17 protein-coding genes, 1 pseudogene and 1 riboswitch are annotated in these 22739 nt (G+C 39.5%); of the genes and pseudogenes, 5 read left to right on the forward strand and 13 right to left on the reverse strand.

Going from position 1 to position 22739, the window contains the following annotated elements:
* The first annotated feature begins 60 nt into the window (after positions 1-60).
* From AA0Y26_RS12350 to AA0Y26_RS12360, 3 genes are all read left to right on the forward strand, one after another.
* Positions 61-696 (forward strand): 5-bromo-4-chloroindolyl phosphate hydrolysis family protein, encoded by a 636-nt coding sequence (locus AA0Y26_RS12350; protein ID WP_413362060.1) that lies wholly within the window; start codon positions 61-63, stop codon positions 694-696.
* Positions 696-1802, forward strand: coding sequence for a toxic anion resistance protein (locus AA0Y26_RS12355; RefSeq protein ID WP_413362062.1), 1107 nt, complete (start codon positions 696-698; stop codon positions 1800-1802). The genes AA0Y26_RS12350 and AA0Y26_RS12355 overlap by 1 nt, the downstream gene beginning before the upstream one ends.
* Positions 1803-2059: 257 nt before the next feature.
* Positions 2060-3390 (forward strand): IS3 family transposase gene (locus AA0Y26_RS12360; RefSeq protein ID WP_413362064.1). Its coding sequence is split into 2 segments (ribosomal slippage): positions 2060-2438 and positions 2438-3390, totalling 1332 coding nucleotides; the frame shifts between segments, so codons are not numbered across the junction.
* Positions 3391-3559: 169 nt separating this feature from the next.
* Here the strand turns inward: AA0Y26_RS12360 and AA0Y26_RS12365 are convergent.
* The 11 genes from AA0Y26_RS12365 to dapF form a co-directional block, all read right to left on the reverse strand.
* Positions 3560-3862, reverse strand: a complete 303-nt coding sequence (locus AA0Y26_RS12365; RefSeq protein WP_413362066.1) for a hypothetical protein — start codon at positions 3860-3862, stop codon at positions 3560-3562.
* Between the two features lie 319 nt (positions 3863-4181).
* On the reverse strand, positions 4182-4379 hold the full coding sequence (locus AA0Y26_RS12370) for a DUF6501 family protein (RefSeq protein WP_413362068.1): 198 nt from the start codon (positions 4377-4379) through the stop codon (positions 4182-4184).
* A 358-nt stretch (positions 4380-4737) separates the two neighbouring features.
* Complete coding sequence (locus tag AA0Y26_RS12375; RefSeq protein ID WP_413362070.1) at positions 4738-5472, reverse strand: amino acid ABC transporter ATP-binding protein; 735 nt, start codon at positions 5470-5472, stop codon at positions 4738-4740.
* 19 nt (positions 5473-5491) lie between these two features.
* Positions 5492-6220: an amino acid ABC transporter permease gene (locus AA0Y26_RS12380; RefSeq protein ID WP_413362072.1), complete on the reverse strand. Its 729-nt coding sequence runs from the start codon at positions 6218-6220 to the stop codon at positions 5492-5494.
* Between the two features lie 86 nt (positions 6221-6306).
* A complete protein-coding gene (locus tag AA0Y26_RS12385) occupies positions 6307-7149 on the reverse strand; it encodes a transporter substrate-binding domain-containing protein (protein WP_413362074.1) in 843 nt (280 codons plus the stop codon).
* 107 nt (positions 7150-7256) lie between these two features.
* Positions 7257-7442: riboswitch (Lysine riboswitch) on the reverse strand.
* A gap of 202 nt (positions 7443-7644) precedes the next feature.
* Positions 7645-8904 carry a 2-oxoglutarate dehydrogenase complex dihydrolipoyllysine-residue succinyltransferase gene (odhB, locus tag AA0Y26_RS12390; RefSeq protein WP_413362076.1) on the reverse strand — a complete coding sequence of 420 codons (1260 nt, stop codon included), beginning with the start codon at positions 8902-8904 and terminating at the stop codon, positions 7645-7647.
* Between the two features lie 147 nt (positions 8905-9051).
* Positions 9052-11856 (reverse strand): 2-oxoglutarate dehydrogenase E1 component, encoded by a 2805-nt coding sequence (locus AA0Y26_RS12395; protein ID WP_413362078.1) that lies wholly within the window; start codon positions 11854-11856, stop codon positions 9052-9054.
* Positions 11857-12086: 230 nt separating this feature from the next.
* Entirely contained in the window at positions 12087-13490 is a 1404-nt protein-coding gene (locus AA0Y26_RS12400) for a sensor histidine kinase (protein WP_413362080.1), read from the reverse strand.
* Positions 13487-14158 (reverse strand): response regulator transcription factor, encoded by a 672-nt coding sequence (locus AA0Y26_RS12405; protein ID WP_413362082.1) that lies wholly within the window; start codon positions 14156-14158, stop codon positions 13487-13489. Before AA0Y26_RS12405 ends, AA0Y26_RS12400 begins: the two co-directional genes overlap by 4 nt.
* A gap of 143 nt (positions 14159-14301) precedes the next feature.
* Positions 14302-16332 carry a diguanylate cyclase domain-containing protein gene (locus tag AA0Y26_RS12410; RefSeq protein ID WP_413362084.1) on the reverse strand — a complete coding sequence of 677 codons (2031 nt, stop codon included), beginning with the start codon at positions 16330-16332 and terminating at the stop codon, positions 14302-14304.
* Positions 16333-16489: 157 nt separating this feature from the next.
* A complete protein-coding gene (dapF, locus tag AA0Y26_RS12415; protein ID WP_413362086.1) occupies positions 16490-17467 on the reverse strand; it encodes a diaminopimelate epimerase in 978 nt (325 codons plus the stop codon).
* Positions 17468-17803: 336 nt separating this feature from the next.
* On the opposite strand from dapF, the gene AA0Y26_RS12420 reads away from it, so the two are divergent.
* On the forward strand, positions 17804-18352 hold the full coding sequence (locus tag AA0Y26_RS12420) for a GNAT family N-acetyltransferase (protein ID WP_413362088.1): 549 nt from the start codon (positions 17804-17806) through the stop codon (positions 18350-18352).
* Between the two features lie 232 nt (positions 18353-18584).
* On the opposite strand, the gene AA0Y26_RS12425 is transcribed toward AA0Y26_RS12420, so the two are convergent.
* The gene (locus tag AA0Y26_RS12425) at positions 18585-19661 is read right to left on the reverse strand and encodes an undecaprenyldiphospho-muramoylpentapeptide beta-N-acetylglucosaminyltransferase (protein WP_413362090.1); all 1077 of its coding nucleotides are present in this window, start codon (positions 19659-19661) and stop codon (positions 18585-18587) included.
* Positions 19662-20147: 486 nt separating this feature from the next.
* Between AA0Y26_RS12425 and AA0Y26_RS12430 the strand changes: the two are divergent.
* Positions 20148-21720: pseudogene (locus AA0Y26_RS12430) on the forward strand (IS3 family transposase).
* Positions 21721-21791: 71 nt separating this feature from the next.
* Here AA0Y26_RS12430 and AA0Y26_RS12435 read toward each other — a convergent pair.
* Positions 21792-22694, reverse strand: coding sequence for a CobW family GTP-binding protein (locus AA0Y26_RS12435; RefSeq protein WP_413362092.1), 903 nt, complete (start codon positions 22692-22694; stop codon positions 21792-21794).
* Between the last annotated feature and the right edge of the window lie 45 nt (positions 22695-22739).

Consider the following 22739-nt stretch of genomic DNA (forward strand, 5'->3'; position numbering starts at 1 on the left):
GAAACTTTTATTTAATTCATTCGTATGTATTAGTAAAGCTTTTGAATGGAGGTGCAAACTATGCTAGGTGCCATGAATTTTATTACGAGACATGCCGTGAACTTTCTTATTGGTTTAACTTCTTTTACTGTTTCCACTTTTAGTTTTGAGATGGCTTTGGTTGGATTTGCCCTGTTTTTTGGTAGTTATTATGTCAGCAATTTAGTGATTTTGAATATACAGAAGTCTAAGCGCAGCAAAGAGCTAGGCATTTCAAAGGCAGATTATAACCATATTGAGGCCCAATTGAAACAAGCACGTGATCAGATTACTCAGCTTTCACAGCAGCGTGTTCGTTCCATTAAGTCTTTTCGATTATTAAATGATATGAGCAAGGTTTCTCGCCGGATCCTGAATATTGTGGATAAAGATCCACATAAATTCTACGCAGTTGAGGATTTCTTTTATTCACACTTGCCCTCAGCAGTAGAGCTGGCAGACAAGTATACACTCCTAACCAAAGAGCAGGTAAAAGGAACTGACATCCATCTTGCGCTGGAAGATACAAGAAAAACGCTAAAAGTGTTAAATGAAACGTTTGAGGATGATCTGCGCTCTGCATTGCAGTCAGATATTGATCATCTAAAAATTGAGCTTGATTTTGCGAAGCTTGAAAATGAAAAGCGCCAGGAACGGCTGAGCGGCGGTGACCAATAATGACTGTTAACCCATTTGAAGCCTTCGCTTCGGCCAACAGCCAATCTGCGGAAACAGCCAAGTATGAATATGAAACACAGCTTCAAAACAACTCAGCTACTCCCCTCTTTTCTGCCCTTAGCCGCTTCGACCAGAAGCGGGCTATAAAATTTGCGGAAGATCTTAATATAAGTAGTTATGAAGATGTGATTTCCTTTGGCTTGTCGGCTCAGCAAGCATTGAAAAAATTCTCATCTAAGCTTTTATTACATGTGCAGCGAAAAGACACATCAAAAGTTGGGGAAATTCTCTTTCAGCTTATGGACCAGCTTGACCAAATTGACCCGGACGCTCTCATTGAGAAGAAGTCCGGGTTATTCGGCAAGTTTTTTAGCAAACAGACTGGATCTGTTCAGCAAACGATGTCACAATACAATCGCCTTAGTAAACACATCGACCGCTTGAATATTCAGCTGGCACATTCACAGCAGGGACTGTTGTCAGACTTTTCTATGCTAGAAGAGCTATATAAATTAAATGAAGAATATTTTCATGAGATTAATGTGTATATTGCAGCTGGAGAAATTAAGCGCCAGCAAATTCAGGATGTAATACTGCCATCTCTTCAGCAGAAAGTCAGAATTAGTGAAAATCCAATGGCTAAACAGGAACTACAAGATTTGCATACATCTTTTGAATGGCTGGATCGGCGTATATATGACCTTGAGATATCAAGGGAAATCGCTATTCAATCAGCTCCTCAAATTCGAATGATCCAGCAGACACATCGGATGCTGATTGATAAAGTTCAGGAATCAATCATGACGACAATTCCACTTTGGCAATCACAAATTTCAATGCTCCTTAGTTTGAATCATCAACGCCGTGCAAGTCAAGCGCAGGAGCGTTTAATGAAAGCTTCTGATGAATTGATGAGGAAAAAAGCCCAGCTAGCGGGGTCTTCTTCAAAAGAAAGAAGCCGTATTGGCGGAACAAGCATATCCCATGCCGACATTGACTATTTCAAGCAAACACAGCTTAAGCTGCTGCAGGATATTGAAGAAACACTTCGAATGCAGGCAGTTGCAAATGAAAAACGCAAACAGACGGAGTCCTCTCTTTCTTAAAGATAACAGGTAAAAATAACCTGCGGATATGATAGACAGTGTTCTCTGGCAGCATGTTTTTCAGCTTTAAAATAAATTGATGAAAAGTAATTCGCAAACCCATGCCGGTGCAAATAAAAAGAATCCGTTTTGAAAAGATGAACTGAACCCCGAATAGTGGACACTTTAAAAAAGGTGACATTATTCGGAGTTATTCTATTTTCATCAACTAAAAACCCCGTTATACTAACCATACCATTTATGAACGGGAGAGCATTATGAGTAAAATAATTTTCAATGAATATCAAAGAAGACAAATAGAAGCGAATCCGAATGTCATTTCAGTATCGGATCGATCGATCCAGTATACGGCGAACTTTAAATTAAAAGCCACTCAAGAAAATCTAATTGGCAAAGGACCGACTCAAATCTTTACAGAAGCTGGATTTGATTTAGAAATCATCGGTATGAAGAAGGCAAAAAGTGCAATCAGCCGGTGGAAAAAAATCTATCAAACGTATGGTGAAACAGGCTTTTTAGAAGAACGTCGTGGAAAAGGCAGTACAGGTCGCCCTCGTGTTGAAAAATTATCGGCTGATAAAAAGTTGGAAAAAGCAGAGGCACGTATTCGTCTATTAGAGGCAGAACTAGCCCTACTAAAAAAGCTCGACGAAATGGAAAGGCAGGCGAAGAAGAATCGTTTCTAACACCCAAAGAGAAATATCAAGTAATCAATGAAACGATTCGTTTATATCAATTGAAAAATATGACGAGCTATCTCTGTCAGGTAGCGCATGTCAGTCCAAGTGGTTACTATAAGTGGCTTCAAAATAGAGAGAAACATGCTTTACGTGAAGAAGCGGACTATCAAGACTACGTCTTGTTACAATCAATTTACGATCAAACGAAGGGGAAAATAGGTTATCGCGGATTTTACATGGCTTTGGTGGATATACTTGATACGCCTATGAACCATAAAAAGATTCTTCGTCTTATGCGTAAATTTAATTTGTATGCCAAAGTACGTCGTGCGAATCCATATCGCCAATTAGAGAAAGTTACAGAAGCACACCGTCATATTCCAAACCATTTAAAACGTGAATTTAAGCAAGAAGAACCTGGAAAAGTGTTTGTAACGGACATTACGTATCTACCATATAAAGGTGGCGGGACCGCTTATTTATCATGCATAAAAGATATCGCAACACGAGAAATTGTGGCCTATGAGCTGTCCACTACATTAAAGATGTCTATTGTTTATAACACGCTTGAGAAGTTAAAAACACATCTCGACGGCAATATTCATCCGGAAGCAATGATTCATTCAGACCAAGGTTTTCATTACACACATCCTGAATTTCAACAGCGTGTGAAAGAGATGGGTCTCCTTCAATCGATGTCTCGTAGAGGAAACTGTCTGGACAATGCGCCTATGGAATCGTTCTTTGGTCACTTTAAAGATGAAGTGAACTATAAAGAAGCTGAAAGCTTAGCAGAATTACATACTAGTGTGATGGAATACATGGATTATTACAACAACAGGCGAAAGCAATGGACATTAAAAAAGATGACTCCGGCTACTTACCGAAGTCATCTCATTGCGGCTTAACCACAACCTAGATCCCTTTTTATTAAACTGTCTACAAAATAGGGCGCAGTTCAAGATTATTCAAAACGGATTCTTCTTTTATCAAGTATATATTATTGTAAATAAGAGTGATTATTTTCATCCTAAGCTTTTCCCTAACAGTACCTCTTCTGAAAAGCAGCCTCTATCATTAATTCCCTACTTTACTATAGCTTTCATAGGCAAAATACCCGACTAAACAGCCTATTCCAGCTCCGATACTAGCCGTAATTGCTAAAGAAAAAGAGGAAAACATAAACATATCAATAAACACACCAATTACAAGGCCGAAAAGCGTCCCCATTGGGATTAAACTATCTAATAAATTTTGTTCGCCTTTCGATTTTTTCTTACCTAGGCTGCCTTTGTTATTTTTATATTCGAGCCTCTTAATTACATATACTAGAATTCCTCCTACTATGATAAGAGGCGCAATGGCCATGACTAAATCCATGTTACACTCCCCCTTCACTTTAGCATCCTTTTAAATCCGCTGCTTAAAGTTTAATTCCGTTTAATGGATTGTTTAGTGTATATTATAATACTATTTTTATTTTAACTTTTTTATACTATAATTTTCCAAGTGTTAAAACGACGCAGTATTATTTACAAACAGTATTACTCTAATAATAACCTGCATATTTTCTCTTGCACGCTTTTAACATATAACAAACTTTCGCGTTCCAGCCTGTTGATTCTTCTGACCTAGAAATAAAGTACTCTAAAAGTATAAAAATCCGGTCCACCTACCGCCTGTGAACCGGATCTTTATGTTACTCGAAATATTCCTTATAATAGCCGCCAACATTCCCTGTGTTGTCAATAACGAATAAAAATTCTTCTGTTTCATTTTTTACTTCGTATTCTTTCCCGACTGTCAGTACATTAGAAACTAAATACTTGGAAGCATTCGTATGCACACATTTGACTGTTCGAATCGTTGGTGCGTCTTTCCATTTTAAATGTAACATGATAATACCTCACTTTTTATAGAGAATGATGCTCTACTATTTAGTACTTATTTTATACGATTTTATTCTAATTGTGTACTATATTGTGTAAATCCGCAAAAAATGCTTTTTTTCATCTGTGCTTACCATACATCTCATGATAAACTATGACGAGAGGTGATTTTATGGCATTCGGTAGTATTCCATCCTGGTTCTTTGCTATCGCATTCGCTTTTGTTATTATATTTATTATTGTATCAGAATGGAATTCAAGAAAATAAGACTATAACAAGCATATAAGCAAGGATTTTCTTCATGTGTAAAACATCTATTTTCTTATTTTAAAAAATCGACATGGCCATAAGCCTGTCGATTTTTGTTATTTAAGTGTGCGCTTTAAAAATTCTTTTGTCCGTTCATGCTGCGGGTTTACAAGCACTTGATCCGGGGATCCTTCTTCTACAATAACGCCCTTGTCCATAAACACCACGCGATCAGCTACCTCTTTTGCAAATTCCATTTCATGAGTGACGATCAGCATTGTATTCCCTTCTGCTGCCAGCCTGCGCATAACCTTCAGCACTTCCCCGACCATTTCAGGATCTAATGCCGATGTCGGTTCATCAAAAAGCATAACATCTGGACTCATTGCTAATGCCCTAGCGATAGCTACACGCTGCTTTTGTCCTCCAGACAATTGCCGCGGCTTTGCGTTTTGATATTTATCCATGCCGACTACCTGCAAGTATTTCAATGCCTTTTCCGTCGCCTCCTGCTTCGAGCGCTTTAGCACTTTCTGCTGCCCAACGATACAATTCCCTAAAACATTTAAATTGTTGAATAAGTTAAACTGCTGGAAGACCATCCCTAGATGTGTACGGTACTTTTCAATATCGTGTTTATCATCAAGGATATTTTCCCCTTCATAGATAATTTCTCCTCCACTTGGCCTTTCAAGTAGATTGATACAGCGAAGTAATGTTGACTTACCTGAACCAGAAGACCCGATTAGGCAAACGACCTCCCCTTTCCGAACTGAGAAGTTAACATCCTTCAATACTTCGTGCTGTCCAAATGACTTACTTAAATGTTTAATATCAATAACTGTTTCCATAATGGATGCTCCTTACATTTTATTTAGCAACAGCGGTAGTGTTTTCTACTTTATAAGAATCAGGACCATCTAATTTTTTCTCCATCAAACGTAATAGTCGAGTAGCAATAAAAGTCATGATCAAGTAGATTAAACAAGCAATAGCAAAGCTTTCCGCATATTTAAAGTTTGCACCTGCAATTGATTTTGTTTGGAAGAACAGTTCTGTAACGCTTATCACACTTAACACTGAAGTATCTTTAATATTCATTACTAACTGATTACCTGTAGCAGGTAAAATATTTCGAGCTACTTGTGGTAAAACGACAAATATCATGGTTTGGAAATGATTCATCCCGATAGCCTGTGCAGCTTCGTATTGCCCTTTATCAATCGACACAATACCCCCGCGTACAATTTCAGCCATATAGGCACCTGTGTTTAGACCTACAACAACTAACGCAGCAATAAATCGATCTAATTCGATCCCATAAGCATAAAGAACATAAAAGACAACCATCGCCTGTACCATCATTGGTGTACCACGGAAAATTTCGACATACACAGAAAGTATGAAATTGAATACTTTTAAAATGACGCTTTTAACCGAACGTTTAGCAGTTGGAATGGTATGCATAATTCCAATAAAGAATCCGATAAATGCACCAATGATTGTACTGATTACAGCAATGGCTAATGTAATATATGCTCCCCTTAAAAACATCGGCCAGTTATTTTGCAATATTGAGATAATGGTTTCGAAACTCATATAAAATCCCCCTAACAGCTTTTGGCTGTTCTCTATCAAATTGAAAAACTAGCCGCGTTATACTTGCGGCTAGCAGCAAATATTATTTATTGAGCAGCTGGTTGGTTGGAAATCGCATTTTCCATCAATTTTTGTCGCTCATCCTCTGAAATGTTAGAAAGCACTTCATTCATCTTATCAATATTCTTTTCACCTTTACGAATACCTATCGCTACAGCTGTATCAGCCGGCTCTGTCTTAAAGCCGTCTTCCAGTTCATTATAAGTAAAGCCATCGATTGCTGCAGCAGCTGAGATAGCTTCTGGACGCTCTGCAACGTATCCATCAATTGCTCCGCTTTGCAAGGCTACACGCATTGCTGGGAAATTATCCATAGCTACCTGTTGGTTTACACCAGGAATTTGATCAATTACTTTATAGTTTGTCGTATTCAATTGAGCCGTAATTTTCGCACCTTCGAAATCTGCCAGTTTAGCTGCCTTTTCATAGGCTCCGCCTTTTTTCACTACTACTACAAAATCAGAAGTATAATAGTTTTCAGTAAAATCAATCGCTGCTTTTCGATCTTCAGTTGGACTCATACCCGCAATAATTGCGTCTACAGCGCCCGATTGCAGCGAAGGCACTAAGCCATCCCATTCCGTTTTTACGATAACTAATTCCTTGCCCAGACCTTCAGCAATTTTCTTAGCGATTTCTACATCATAACCGCCTGCATACTCTTTTGAACCTTCAATTTTCACAGCGCCGTTTGAATCATCATTCTGTGTCCAGTTGAATGGTGGATAGCCCGCCTCCATCCCTACTTTTAGTATTCCGCTTTCATTTTCTCCGTCTTCAGAAGCAGTGCCTTCATCATCTGACCCGCATGCAGCCAGCACAAGTGCCGTCATCATAGCAGCCATCAATAATAATAGTTTTTTCTTCATAAATCTCTCTCCTTTTTATCAGAAAATTGGGTATATTGTGCATATAAAAAGCGACCTTACAGAACTGAAGGTCGCGTTTGATATGTAGCCCATTTCCTCTAGTTCCCTATTGAGATAGCACAACTTACATGATCGGGAAAGACCATGCAAGACAGTTCTACAGTTATTTACTGCAGCCCCAGTATACATAAGCGAGTCTTATGCACACTTCGGCGACATTTCCTTCTTTTTCATTTCAACGCTTTCTCGCAGCTCCATGAAAAACTAATAAATATCGCACCTCTACCTCACGAGATGTGAGGTGTAAATATTGAATTGATGTTACTAGAATACTACAACACTCTGAAATAACTGTCAACATTCAATTTTCGAAAAAGTATACTTAAATACCTATGGCGATAAAAAAAACGCTGAAATTCGTAGCATAAAACTATTAATTATATTGAAATACAGAAAAATCCCACTTGCCTAAACAAGTGGGACAAAGGAATTAAATTAAGAATTTAGCAATAAATCTTCTGGGTTCTCGATTAACTCTTTAACCGTTTTCAAGAAGCCAACAGAATCTTTACCATCGATGATTCGGTGGTCATATGAAAGAGCCACATACATCATTGGACGAATTTGTACTTCGCCGTTAACAGCTACTGGACGGTTTACAATTGAGTGCATACCAAGGATACCAGCTTGTGTACCGTTCATGATTGGTGTTGACATCAATGAACCAAATACACCACCATTAGTGATTGTGAATGAGCCGCCTGCCATATCGTTTAGGCCTAATTTTTTGTCGCGGGCTTTTCCAGCTAGCTCAGCAATATTTTTCTCGATTTCAGCGAAGTTTTTGCTGTTTGCATCACGTACAACCGGCACTACAAGACCTTCTTCTGTAGATACTGCAATACCGATATCGAAGAAGTTATTTAAGTGAATTTCATCACCTGCGATTTGAGCGTTTACGTAAGGGTATTTTTTAAGTGCTGCTACAACCGCTTTTGTGAAGAATGACATGAAGCCTAATTTAATATCATTTGCTTTTACGAATTCATCTTGTTTACGTTTACGTAATGCCATGATGTTCGTCATGTCAATTTCATTGAATGTTGTTAACATTGCTGTAGATTGTTTTACTTCAAGTAAGCGTTTTGCAATTGTTTGGCGACGACGAGACATTTTTTCGATTGTTACACGTCCAGAATCAGCTGCTGGAGCGAATACTAATGGACCACCTGTTGCTGCTGGTGCTGCAGCTGGTGCTGCTGGTGCAGTACCGTGTGCTGCTACGTCTTGAACGCGTACGCGGCCTTGTGGATCTACAGGAGAAATTGCTGCTAAGTCAATTCCTTTTTCACGAGCTAGTTTACGAGCTGCTGGTGATGCAACTACACGCTCACCTGAAGTTTCTTCTACTGCCGCCGGTGCTGGTGTTGTTGCAGCTGCTGCTGGAGGCGCTGCTTTTGGTGCTTCTTGTGCCGGTGCTGCTTCTTGTGCTGGTGCAGCTGGTGCAGGAGCTGCGCCTTCGCCTGCTTCTACTACTGCGATTACTTGACCAACTAGTACTGTGTCGCCTTCTTCAGCAAGGATTTGTGTTAATACGCCTGCTTCTTCAGAGATGATTTCAGCGTTTACTTTATCAGTTTCTAATTCTACGATGAATTCGCCTTTTTCTACGCGATCTCCAACTTTTTTCACCCACTGGGCAATTGTACCTTCTGTAATCGATTCTGCTAATTCAGGGACTTTAATTTCAGCCACTTTAATATCCTCCTTTGATTACCCATTTCCTTTATTATAAGACAAATGGGCGGGCTACCCAACAAGTAGCCCTCTTTTTTCCTTAAGTCGTGTTTCGGCATTTCTACCATTTCAAATGGTACTCATTGTAAGTTAAAAAAGCGAGACTTATTTTGATACCGCTTCTGAAACTAATGCTGCTTGAGCTGCTTTATGAGCATCGCTGTCGCCTTCAGATGTCGAGCTCATTGCAGGACGTCCAACGTAGCGCACTTTTTTGCCTTCAGATAATTCATATAAATGCTCTAGCATGTAGTTCCAAGCACCTTGGTTCTTAGGCTCTTCTTGTACCCATACAATTTCTTTCGCTTTCGGGAAACGAGAGATAATTTCTTTTACTTGCTCCGCTGGGAATGGGTAAAGCTGTTCTACACGAACGATGTGCAGGTGATCGAAGCCTTCACCATCTTTTACTCGGTCTGCAAGATCAATTGTCACTTTACCAGTTGCAAGAACAATTTTTTCAACCGCTTTAGGTTTTTGACCTGTTGTAGGCTGTTCAATTACTTCTTGGAATTTTCCGTCAGCCAATTGCTCCGCAGAAGCTGCTGCAAGCGGGTGACGAAGAAGACTCTTTGGTGATACGACTACCAATGGGCGCATACCTTCTGAACCTAGCATACCAGCTTGGCGACGCAGCAAGTGATAGTAGTTGCCTGCGTTTGAACAGTTTGCTACGAACCAGTTGTTCTCTGCAGATAACTGTAAGAAACGTTCCATACGGCTTGAAGAGTGCTCAGGACCTTGACCTTCATAACCATGTGGTAATAGCAGTACTAAACCAGATTTTTGTCCCCATTTCGAACGTGCTGCCGAAATAAAGTTATCGAACATAACTTGCGCCATATTAGCAAAGTCGCCGAATTGTGCTTCCCAAATAGATAGTACATTTGGGTTTTCAAGGTTGTAACCATATTCAAAGCCTACAACACCCGCTTCAGTAAGTGGAGAGTTGTGCACTGTGAATGACGCGTTAGCACCTGAAATATGATGTAATGGCGTAAAAACAGAACCATTATTTTTATCATGAAGTACTAAATGACGTTGTGAGAACGTACCACGTTGTGCATCTTGGCCTGTAAAGCGCACTGGATTACCATCTTGGATAATTGTTGCAAATGCCAATGTCTCTGCATGTCCCCAGTCGATTTTTTCGCTAGTAAATGCTTCGCGGCGTTTTTCTAGAATTTTTGCTAGTTTGTTTTGCGGCTGGAAGCCCTCTTCAAACTGCAGCAATTCTTCATTGATTTTTTCTAAACGCTCAATGCCAACAGCTGTTTCAACTTCAGGGAAGGCAACTTTCACTTCCTCTGGCATTTCCGGATGCTTGTGCTCATCTTTCTCTGCCATTTCTTTTACATGGTCATAAGATGCCTGCATTTCAGCGTATACTTTCGCATCAAGATCCTTCACTTCTTCCATTGATACTAAACCAGCTTCAGCTAGTTTAGTACCATAAAGCACACGGATTGGATCATGTTTCGATACTAATTTATAAGTATCAGGGTTTGTTACAGTTGGATCATCAGTCTCGTTATGACCATAACGGCGGTAACCGATTAAGTCAATTAAAATATCCTTACCGAATTTTTGACGATAAGCTGCTGCAAAACGGCCAACCTGCGCCACCGCTTCCGGCTCGTCAGCATTCACGTGAATCACTGGTACTTCATATCCTTTTGCAGGGTCAGAAGAATACACAGAAGAACGTGAATCAAAATGCTCTGTTGTGAATCCGATCATGTTATTTGCGATAATGTGGATTGTACCACCTGTAGAGAAGCCTTCTGTTTTCGCAAAGTTTAATGTTTCTGTTACAATCCCTTGACCTGGGAATGCAGCATCACCGTGAATTAAAATTCCCAGCGCTTTGTTCGGATTGAACTCAACAGCGCCAGCTTTTGTTGTCACATCTTGTGCTGCACGTGTTGTCCCTAATACAACCGGCGCAACTACTTCTAAATGTGACGGGTTATAGGCAAGCTTTACGTTCATGCCTGACTCACGTGTATAAGAAGCACCCATGTGATATTTCACATCGCCAGTCCAACCTTTTGTAATTTCAAGACGGCCATCTTCCGGGAAGAATAAGTCGTTTGAAACGTGAGCAAAATCAGAGAACATCATGTCATATGGTTTGTTTAGAATGTGCGTCAAGACATTTAATCGACCGCGGTGGGCCATTCCGATACGAACATTCCCAAGATTTTCTTTTTCTACTGTTTTTAAAATTTCATCTAATAAAACAATTTGTGTATCTAACCCTTCACCGGAGAAACGTTTTTGACCAACAAAAGTTTTGTGAATGAATTTTTCAAAGTTTTCTACACGAGTAAGCCGCTCAAGCAGCGCTTTCTTTTCTTCGTTAGACAAAGCTGATTTTAAAGCACCAGACTCAATTTGAGATTGAATCCACGCATACTCTTCTTCATTTGACACTTGGTTGTATTCAAATGCAATTTTATCTGTATAAACGGACTTCAAGAAATCGATTGCTTCTTTCCCATTTTTCACGCCAGCTGGTACTTCTTTGAAGAAAACAGCTGCCGGGATTTCAGCCAGGTCACCAGCTGATAAACCGAATGCGCTTTCATCAATAAGAGCAGTGTGTAATTTGCGGTCCTTTAGTGGATAAAGATCTGCTGCTAAGTGACCTTTTGTGCGAATTGCATCAGCAAGTCTTACTGCCGCTAATACTTTTTTGTAGTCACCTTGCGCTGCACCTGTTGTAGCAACAACTGCGTCAACACCTTCTACTTGTGGTGCACCATAAGCTTGGAATAGTGCGACTAACTCAGCCTCTACTTCTTCAGGAGACTGCAGGTATAGGTCATATTGCTCTAAAACATAACCTAAGTTTGGTCCAGCAAATGCTGCCCAAGGGGAACCTGCAGAGTATACATTGTTCGACATGAAAAATAACCTCCAACTTTTGCCTTTTGGCAGTTCCATTTAATAATTGTTAAATCTATATAATATTTTACCATTCTTTGCTCAATCTTCATAAGAATAAAACACTTGTGCGAAAGAACGTTTTTTCCATATCAATCTTACTACTCTTCACAAAAAATACAACTCTTTTTAGCAAAATAAGCAATTTTTTTCGCGAACTAAAAAGAAACAAAAATAAATCATGGAAATTGTTACATTTTTAAGGCTAGACGTATTAAAAATACAGTGCCTTTTCCTATATTACTGTGCACTTCAATTTCTCCCCCGTATTTTTTCAGGAGGGATTTCGTAATACTTAAACCAAGCCCACTACTACCTTCTACATGGACCCGCGCATGGTCCACCCGGTAAAAACGGTCGAATATATAAGGAAGATGTTCTTTTGGTATCCCTATACCGTTATCAGAAATTTCAAGGAAAATATTATGCTCGTCATAATGAATAGTTGTCTGGATATGGGGTATATTTTCATTGTATCGAATACTATTTTCATATAAGTTTCGGATAATTTGGGCTAATGCTTCTTCAGAAATAGCCGCCAACCTCTTCTGTCCTATAACACGAGTATCAAATTGTACATTATTATAAAGAAACCCTAAATCCTTTACTACCTGCTGAACGATTTCTTCCGTATCAGCACTTATATCTTCTGCAATTGCCTCTTTTCTTGCAAGCTGCAAAAGCTCTTCCATTATGTTTTTCATCCTCGCTACTTCTTCTAATGTAGTATTTAGTGATTCCGCCAGCACTTCCGGTTCATCTTTTCCCCAGCGCTTCATCATCGAAAGGTGGCCTTCAATCGATTGAATGGGTGTCCTTAACTCATGGGACGCATCTGATACAAATTGCTGCTGGCGGTTAAACGAAATCTCCAGTTCCTGCAGCATGGATTCATAAAGTCGCAGCAAATCTCCTATTTCATCTTTTGCATCATACGCAAAATCAACTTTCGATGATTCAAATCCTCGCTCCTTAACAGCCTGCATAGAATTACGCAGCTGCCGTAGAGGGCGTGTCATTGCTGTAGAAGCATAATAACTGATGGCGGCCGCCAAAATAACAGCTCCCGCTCCCATAATAAGCATTGTTGTAAGTATATACCCCATCATCGACTGAAATGACAGTAAAGGATGGACAAGCTGTAAAATATACTGCCTTGGTCCAATTTGTACGATTCGATGCATGACAAATGCATCGGTTCCCTCAAGCGTAACCTCGCTAATTAGTGTTTCATTAGGTGCAGAAAAGGACATATCAAGCTCTGCTGCTGGAGAAGTATTATTAATCTGTAAAATTTCTGTCCCATCGAGCTGATAAAGACGCACTGTCTGATCTTGGTTTAATACAGCTTTCATCAAGCCCGTTTGATTTTGCAGCTCTTGTATTGTAACAGTCAATCCTTGGGAAGAAAAGAATGTAGTCATGTCATCCACTGTACGGATAGCATTTTCTTCTTCTTTTGCAAGAAGCCACGTTTGCAAAGCAATGAAAATAATAATACAAATAGCCGCATAGGAAATAAAAATCGTCAATCCTGTCGTTAGCATCCATTTTGTTTTAAGAGATTGGTTCTTTACTAGAGATTTTAACTTCATTCGCGCATCACATACCCTACGCCACGAACTGTTTCAATATAAGGAGGTTCTTTCGTCATAAGTTTAGCGCGCAAATGGCGGATATAAACATCTACCACATTTGTTTCTACTTCTGTATCGTAGCCCCAGACTGTTTCGAGTATAAGCTCACGGGTGCATACTTTATTTTTATGCTCTACTAACAGCTTTAGTAAATCATATTCCGTACGGGTTAGTTCAAGCTTCTTTCCCTCAAAATATACTTCATAGGCTGTTGGATCAATGATCAGCTTGCGGACAGTCAGCTTGTCATCACTTTGCGCTGCAGGGTGAATCCTTCTGAAAATTGTACGGATGCGTGCTAACAGCTCTTCAATCGCAAACGGCTTAACGATATAATCATCAGCCCCTGCATCAAGACCAGCCACACGGTCCATTACTGCATCACGAGCTGTCAGTAAAATAATCGGTACATCTGATTCCCGTCTAATTCTTCTGCATAATTCAATGCCATTCAATCCAGGAAGCATTACATCTAATAAAAGACAATCAAAATGCCCTTCTAAAGCAGCATTTAGCCCCTCCCTTCCATCGTAGCAAACCTTCACTTCGAATTGTTCATGACGAAGCTCTAATTCTAAAAAACGAGCAATACTTTTCTCATCTTCCACTAGTAATATCTTTTTCACAAAATCCTCTTCCTTCACAAAAAAATGTTTACAGTTCCTTCACCCCGGATAAATAAGTAATGCAAGGCACCTCAGACTATATGCATCACAAAAGGCTGTGTGTTAAGGATAACTTAACACACAGCCTTTTTGCTTTCAAAAAATCATTCATAAAACTTTACACTATTTTTCCTTATTAATTTCGCTTTATATAAAGACTGATCTGCCTTTTCTAACAATGTGCCTAATTCTTCCCCATGCTCCGGAAACAGAGAAATACCCATTGAAGCTGTTGGACTAAAATGATGTTCATTAATGAACCATCCTTCTTGTAAGTTATGCTTGACACGTTTTATAAAATCTTGAATGAATTCTATTCGTTTCTCGGCAGCTTGAGGCAACTTCGGCAGCAAAACGATAAATTCATCACCGCCTATTCTGCTGACTATATCTTCAATAGTCACCGCTTTTAACAGTGCCTGACTAAACTGTCGAATAAATTCATCCCCAATATCATGCCCATATTCATCATTTACTACTTTAAAGTCATCGCCATCTATATACACAACAGCTATTGATTCATGATGCAATCTAGCTTGTTCCACTAGGTGAGGAAACTCTCTATTTATATAACGGCGGTTTGGCAGATTGGTTAGGCTATCATGGTACGCCAGAAACATAAGCCTGCTTTCCTGTTCTTTCCGGTGGGTTATTTCCCGAGATAGCATGATGATTTGATTCATACCATAGTCATTGTCCTCTAAAGCCACTTTATAATGCCCCTCTGTCCAAAATAGTGCGCCATTTTTTGTTTTCAGCTTCAATTCGACCATTTCTTCTTTTCCGCTCTTATGTAGGTTGTCAAGGATCTTACGCCATTTAGGAATACTTTCTTTATCTAAAAATTTGCAGTAAAATTTACCAAGTAATTCTTCTTCCCGATAACCAAGCATGCGCATATAAGAAGGCGATGCATAGCTTATAATACCGGCCTCATCAGTAATGATTATGAAGTCATTTGTGTTTTCCGTAATCATCCGAAACGTACGCTCAACATTGCGAAGCCGGGCCATTGCCTGTTTCTTTTCTGAAACATCAAAATGGATGCCCAAATACTGTACGACTTGCCCATCTGCATTCGAAAGCGGAATGATTGTTGTTTCGCTCCAATATGGTACACCAAATTTATTGCGATTGCATATCTCACCTCGCCAAACCTTTCCACTGCTAATCTTCTGCCACAAATCTCGGTAAAACCCGGCAGGATGGTAGCGTGAGTTTACAATACGATGGGTGCTGCCTATCAACTCTTCCCTTGAAAAACCGGAACGTTCGATAAATCGGGTATTGATATCCACTATATTCCCCTGCAGGTCTGTTAGGGAAATATCAGCTGTCTTATTCATAGCACGTTTTAAAATTTCAAGACCGTGTGTCATCTCACGAAGCTCTCTTTCCTGATTTAGGAACTTCGTCACTTCCTGCAATATAATAAAAATTGCAGCAACTTCCCCATCTTCAACAAGCGGTGCAAATGTAGCTGTAAAGCTGCGTTCGCCTCCTGCCAAGCTTTTAAGTTTCAGCAATCTTGTGTAAAACTGGTCACCAGCGGGAGCATTTATTACGAAATCCTTCAGGTCCTTTAAAGTACGTTTATCCAACAAATTCAACTGATGAAAATCTTTATGCCGCACTTGTTCAATATCCAGCTGGAATGTCTCCAGGAAAGAACGATTCGCTTCAAGAAGCTTCCAGTCTCTTGAGATGAGAATGGTTGAGAGGAATGTTTTAAAAAAGATACTCCGCATAAATAAATATTTATCTTGAAAGTCCCGATCAAAGGCAATTTCCTTCGTAATTGTTAAAATATACCTTTCACTATTTATAATTATCGGCGTAACAGAAGACTCATACTTTCTCACTTCTTCGCCAACCGGAGAATAGTCTTGAAACACTTGCGGCTCATCTGTTTTCAAAGCGGCATTATAATATTTTAAAATCAATTTTGCGTAATCGCGAGAGATCAATTCCGTCAGTTTTTTACCAATGACAAGCTGATTAAAGACGGTATTTGCTGCAGGATTTGTATAAACATAGATGTAGTCATCATCTGATTTTTTGCACAAAAAAACAAAGTCCCTGCTTTTTTTAAACAATAGATCTAATTGTCTTTCATCAAGTACCGTCGCTGTCATGCTTACACCCCACTACTATCTTTCTTTACTCTAAATAAGAAAAGCGCAGGTCGCTGCTGGAACCTGCCGCTTACACTTTTGCCGCTAACTGAACTTCTGTCTGTAACAGCAGGAGCAGTCTCGGCAAGATTTTTTAGACATTTCGATTCTCGAAAACTTATGCTTTTCCGTCTATTAAAAATTCAGTTGTTTGTTCCTTTACAAATTGTATACACTCTTCATATTCTACTTGTTCCATTGTAGATTCACAATGCTTCCAATTGAAAATATCTTCGTTGACTTCTAATGTATAGCTTGCTGTGACTGTAGCATTGCCGATAAGGAGCAACTGGTAACCTTCATCTGTCTTCTCTACAACACATTTTACAAAACCACCTGGATTATATACCGTCACTTCATTTGAAGAAACAATACCATTTAAATTTGCCACTAAGGCAGAAGCTGTCATAGCTGTACCGCATGCATTTGTAAAACCAACACCTCGCTCATACGTTCGAACATAAATGGAGTCCTCCCCCATTGGATACACATAGCTTACATTCACGCCATCTGCACAGTATTCATTGTCATGATTTAAATAATGCGCTAATAAAAATTGGTGAGATTGATGTTTAATATAATACTCTCCAACTATTCCAATTAAATGAGGATTGGGAACAGATACCGCTGTGAATCGAATAGTAGGAGAGAATTCTTCCATCACTTCATGAACAATCTGTTCTTTTCCCTTATATACCATTGGCAATGAATTTAGTTCAAACGAAACAGGAGAAATTTCCACTGAATATGTCGGCAGTTCCTTAAATAAAGGATTTTCTTTTTTTACTTTCAAATCTGCTTTCATCGTTTCAATAATTGCCTCTTCAACTTGAAGTTTTTCGCATATGTATCTAGCAACACAGCGCAGTCCATTACCGCACATAGAGGCTTCTGAACCGTCCGCATTAATAACACGCATTTTCGCATCTGCATGAGAAGAAGGACATACAAGCAGCAACCCATCTGCCCCGCTTTCGTTCCCTTCCTCACATAGCCAGCGTGCCAGCTTTACCCAATCAAATTCCTGTTCATCCTTTGTTTCGTATAAATAAAAAGTGTTGCCTGAACCATGTACCTTTAATAACTTTATTTCCATACGTATTGTCGCCTCCCCAGAGTTATGTATTTATATTATCCTGTATCAGAAAATCGTTCAAATATTGTTTTCTTTCATTTTCTTATATTTCTGAATTTAATAATAATTTACGAGAAATTTACGTTTTTTTCGAGCGATAATATTGCTTTAAACACTAATTTTAATGTAGAATAAATTATCTACTATGTTATTTCGATATTGTGTTTTCATAAGCAAGATAGAGGGGAAACTAACGGTAATACGATAGTTCGACGTCTATTTCTTTTAGGTTGGAATCGAGTTCGAAATGAATGCCTAACACTAGGCCTACATTATCCTAAAAAGGAGGCGTTTCGCATGTTAAAACATCGAGATCTTCATGAAACAACTGAGCTATACAATTTACTTTCACACCCTGCTGTATTTCCTTACGTTCGTCAAAAAGCAGCTTCTGCTGAGGAATACTTGTTTATGACGAAACAATTAATCGAAGAAGAACAACAAGGGAAGACCATTTCCCGCACCATAACGGATGATTGGGGTCAGCCGATTGGGACAATAAGTATATTCGACGTGCAAGATGGCGCCGGTTTCCTTGGTACCTGGATAGGTAAGCCATATCAAGGCAAAGGCTATAATCAAAAAGCGAAATACTTATTCCTCTCCGAGCTATTCTACGAATACGACTTCCACACTGTCTTCCTACGCATCCGAAAAGAAAACGACCGTTCCAGAGCTGCTGCATTAAAACTGCCATACGTTGTAGATGCAAATGAATCACATCCTGCACTTTACGCCGAAATCAATGCCGGTGAACTTCAATTTAACCTTTATAAAATTCCTAAGGACCTCTTCTACCTAACAACAGCGCACGAGCGTGCTGAAGAAGAAGAACAGGCTATGTAATAAATTCATCTCAATATTGCGTTTCAATATATACCCTTCGACTTTTATGGGGAGCACAAGAAAGTGAATGCTTGTGCTCCCTTTCCCATATCGTACGTCTCTTATGGGCTAACCCCGGTGTGTTTTCTATTATCGTATGCCAACATTGCTAGAATGCCATTTTTACAGCCTCCCATAAACAAAGAAAGAGCTGCCATTATGTGCAAAAGCCACACATAATAGCAACCCTTAACTATTTTTCATATTGTGTAATAAGCGTAACCATTTCTTTTGGTGTTTTCGGCTGTTCGGCATCAAGCATCTTATCAATAATTTCTTCCTCATCCCGGATAAGTGCCTCAATCGACTTCATAAATGTTGACTTTGTCAGCATCTCTTCTTCAAGCACATGAGCAAACCCTTGCTTTTTAAATAAATTCGCGTTTAAAATTTGATCGCCGCGGCTTTTGGCGGCTGATAATGGAATTAAAAGCATCGGCTTCCGCAAAGCTAAAAATTCAAAGATGGAATTAGAACCTGCTCGAGAAACAACTAAATTTGAAAGGAACAGCAAGTCAGAAAGCTCATCTGTTACATATTCGAACTGGCAATACCCTTCGATGTTACGCAGAGATTCATCAACGTTCCCTTTACCGCAAAGGTGAACAATATTAAACACCGGCAGCAGCTGGTTTAAATTTTCCCGCAAAGCTTCGTTTAACACGGCAGAACCTAAGCTTCCACCCATAACAAGCAGGACCTTTTTCGTCGGTTCAAACCCGCATATTTTTAATGCACGCTCCTTATCTCCTTCGAAAAGCTGCTGACGAATAATTGAGCCGGTGCACGTCGCTTTATCGCTTGGCAGATGCTGCATAGTTTCCTTAAAAACCGTAAACACATGCGACGCAAAAGGAAGAGCAATTTTGTTGGCTAATCCTGGAGTAACATCCGATTCATGAACGACAACCGGTACATTGGCCATTTTTGCAGCAATCACTACAGGAACAGATACAAACCCTCCTTTTGAAAAGATGATGGTAGGTTTTACTTTCCTTATAATTGAAAATGCCTGTCCTACTCCTGCCATTACCCGAAACGGATCAGAAAAATTCTTTAAAGAAAAATAACGACGCAGTTTCCCGCTTGCTATTTCATGATAAGGTACTTGCGGAAACGTATCGCCGATAAGTTCTTTTTCGATGCCATCTCGGGAACCGATATAATGTACTTCGTATTCTTGAGCAAGTAATTCAGGAATGATTGCCTGATTGAGCGAAACGTGTCCTGCTGTCCCTCCGCCCGTTAAAATGATTGATTTTTGCTTCACAAACATTCTCCTAACTTCTATAAACCTTCTATTTAGATCAATTTAATTCTTAAAGTATATGAATTTTTCCCGATTTTTATACATTACTGTTCGACAGCAATCTACTGATAGATTCAAATGGAATTGGGCCGTTCCAATTTTCATTGTTTTTAGGCCCATAACGCTCATTTTAGCATAATTTCGCACTTAACAAAACAATCGAATGAAAAAAGACAAAATCACTTCAGATTTTGTCCTTAATAGAGGATTCCTGTCTGTTCAATGGATAATTCAGAGGTTATCTTAATTACCGGTTCAGCATTAGTATCATGCCATGATCCTTTATAATATAACAGAGCAGCTGCTCCAATTTTCTCCCTTACCCTTTATTAAAACTTACTGAGTACATATCTATAAAAAAAGCCACAAAGAAAGCCGTATGATATGCTCCCCATTAGGTAGACAGATTAAAAAATAAAATCTGTTTATCAAATGGGGAGTTTTTGCATGCCTAAAAAATCATTTTCACCGGAAATTAAAATCTTAGCACTTCAATATTTAGAAGAAGGTCGTCATACGCTTCAAGAAATCTGTACGATGTTTTCAGTAAACATGACAACCCTACAAGTATGGCGCGCCGTTTATAAATTTGGCGGAGTAGAAGCCCTAACACGCCCTGAAAAAATAAGGTGTACCCAGAGGAATTGAAGCGGCGTGCGGTAGAAGATTATTTATCAGGAAACTATTCCAAGTTCGATCTTATAGCTAAGTATGGGATTAGCAGTCTATCGGTGTTCAATACTTGGTTAAAATTCTATACTAGTCATAGTAAATTAAATGATCCGGGTAAAGGAATGAGCCAACCTATGACTAAAGGAAGAAAAACAACCGTAGAAGAACGCATTGAAATCGTAAAAGCTTGCCTAACGAATGGTAAGAATTATCAAGAAACAGCGACACAATATGAGGTGTCCTACCAACAAGTGTATCAATGGGTACGTAAATTTGAAAAGGAGGGTGAACAGGGCTTAGCGGATCGCCGTGGGCGAACAAAGCTGGGAGAAGAGCGTACACCGGAAGATGAACTGCGTTTAAAAATCCAACAGATTGAACGTGAGAATGAACGTTTACGTGCTGAAAATCTACTGTTAAAAAAGTTAGAGGAAATCGAAAGGAGGGATCGTTAAGCAAGATTCGTATTCAGCGCCGTTATATCGCAATCCGGGAGCTGGCGGAGAATGAAAGCTTATCCATTGTATTATTATGTGACGTCGCTAACGTTTCACGTGCAGCCTATTACAAGTGGTTGAATCGCCAGCCCACAGCACACGAAATGGAAAACCGACGGTTAATGAACTCGATTCAGCATTTATACACACAGGTGGATGGCATTTATGGATACCGCCGCATTACCATGACCATTAATCGTCAGCGAGAAAAAGAAGGGTTAACGAAAGTGAATAAGAAACGCATTTACCGCCTGATGCAAATTTGTGGTCTGGAAGCGGTTATTCGTCGTAGACCAAAGCGCTACCGTAAGGTAAAGCCAGATTACATAGCGGAGAACATTCTAGCACGTGAATTTACGGCAGAAAAACCAAATCAGAAATGGTGTACGGACGTAACTGAATTTAAGTATGGGAACGGGAAAAAGGCCTATTTAAGTGCCATTATCGATCTCTATGACAAATCAATTGTAAGTTATGTATTAGGTCATTCAAATAATAACGACCTTGTGTTTAAGACCGTAAGACCAGCTATCCGTCAATTGTCTAAAGATGAATTTCCCCTTTTACATAGCGACCGTGGTTATCAATATACATCGAGAGAATTTAAGCAAATCATTGAAAAGGCAGACATGATACATAGCATGTCTAGAGTGGGTCGCTGCATCGATAATGGACCAATTGAAGCGTTTTGGGGGACATTAAAAGTAGAGAAGTATTATTTACATAAATACGAGTCTTATGAAGTGTTAAAGCACGCCATTAATAAGTACATAGAGTTCTACAATAACGAACGTTACCAAGAAACATTAAACGGCTTGAGTCCCCTGGAATACAGGGCTCAAGCCGCTTAAAGCATTTTTATTATTTCCACTGTCTACTTGACAGGGGGGCAGTTCAGTAACCTCTCTGCAGCTCTTTCCTATTAATCAATTTCATGAACTTTGATTTGCTGAATGTCCTCTCCAATAATAACCAATTTGGCTGGCATATGGACAAATTCAGGAAGCCACTGTACCATTCCATAAGCATATTGGAACAGCATAGGATTTTTTATTCCATCTATCGGCACATATCCTTTCATCCGATAGACGGTCTCTGGCAGCTCTTTTACCCATGATTCAAACTCCTCTTGGGTAAAAGATCGGTTGAATTCAACCAGGCGGGAGCCTAAATTGAAGCTTTTCCCAATCTTTGCAGAGATAATTCCCTCTTTATCTACCCTTGCAGTTGACTGCATATTTTGTAATAAGTTCAACGGAACCTTTCCATTTGTCGTTTGCAGGATAAATGCATTCGTGTTAAAACTCTGCAGTTCATAGACTACCTGAGCCTGCTCTGCTTCTGTCAGCAGGTCCATCTTATTAGCCAGCAGCAAATGTGCATGACGAATTTGTTCCATGAATAGCGAACGGGCCTGTGGTGACAGGCCTGTCCGGTTCAGCCAAAGCTTGCCGTCAGCCACGGTTACGATTCCCTTTATATTAAGCTTTTCTGCAAAAAGGGGCGAATAAACTGCATCCAGTGCCTCCACAGGATGAGCAGCTCCTGTCGTTTCAATAATTAAGACATCGAAATCAGCATCGTGGAGCAAAGACTGAATTTGTGCCTCTGTTTTCTCAGCCCCGGAACAACAAATACATCCTTCAAGCATTTCTTTTAATGGAATATCTTCATCTACAGCCTGCGAGTCAAAATTCAATTTCCCAAGCTCGTTCATAATAACAGCCGGCTTCATCCCCTGCTCTTTCAATTGGCGAATGACATCTGTAAGCATAGATGTTTTACCGCTCCCTAAAAAACCACTAAATAAATATACATCCTTCATTCCTCACACTTCCTCTATAGAAAAGAGCTGACAATACGCCAGCTC

This window comes from Lysinibacillus canaveralius (assembly GCF_047301505.1).
Lineage (GTDB): Bacteria > Bacillota > Bacilli > Bacillales_A > Planococcaceae > Lysinibacillus_B.

Coding starts and splice junctions, on each gene's coding strand:
- AA0Y26_RS12365 (WP_413362066.1), bottom strand. CDS start 3,862: ATGGATTTAGTCATGGCCATTGCGCCTCTTATCATAGTAGGAGGAATT.
- AA0Y26_RS12385 (WP_413362074.1), bottom strand. CDS start 7,149: ATGAAGAAAAAACTATTATTATTGATGGCTGCTATGATGACGGCACTT.
- AA0Y26_RS12400 (WP_413362080.1), bottom strand. CDS start 13,490: ATGAAGTTAAAATCTCTAGTAAAGAACCAATCTCTTAAAACAAAATGG.
- AA0Y26_RS12355 (WP_413362062.1), top strand. CDS start 696: ATGACTGTTAACCCATTTGAAGCCTTCGCTTCGGCCAACAGCCAATCT.
- AA0Y26_RS12350 (WP_413362060.1), top strand. CDS start 61: ATGCTAGGTGCCATGAATTTTATTACGAGACATGCCGTGAACTTTCTT.
- AA0Y26_RS12375 (WP_413362070.1), bottom strand. CDS start 5,472: ATGGAAACAGTTATTGATATTAAACATTTAAGTAAGTCATTTGGACAG.
- AA0Y26_RS12420 (WP_413362088.1), top strand. CDS start 17,804: ATGTTAAAACATCGAGATCTTCATGAAACAACTGAGCTATACAATTTA.
- AA0Y26_RS12435 (WP_413362092.1), bottom strand. CDS start 22,694: ATGAAGGATGTATATTTATTTAGTGGTTTTTTAGGGAGCGGTAAAACA.
- AA0Y26_RS12395 (WP_413362078.1), bottom strand. CDS start 11,856: ATGTCGAACAATGTATACTCTGCAGGTTCCCCTTGGGCAGCATTTGCT.
- AA0Y26_RS12410 (WP_413362084.1), bottom strand. CDS start 16,332: ATGACAGCGACGGTACTTGATGAAAGACAATTAGATCTATTGTTTAAA.
- AA0Y26_RS12370 (WP_413362068.1), bottom strand. CDS start 4,379: ATGTTACATTTAAAATGGAAAGACGCACCAACGATTCGAACAGTCAAA.
- AA0Y26_RS12380 (WP_413362072.1), bottom strand. CDS start 6,220: ATGAGTTTCGAAACCATTATCTCAATATTGCAAAATAACTGGCCGATG.
- dapF (WP_413362086.1), bottom strand. CDS start 17,467: ATGGAAATAAAGTTATTAAAGGTACATGGTTCAGGCAACACTTTTTAT.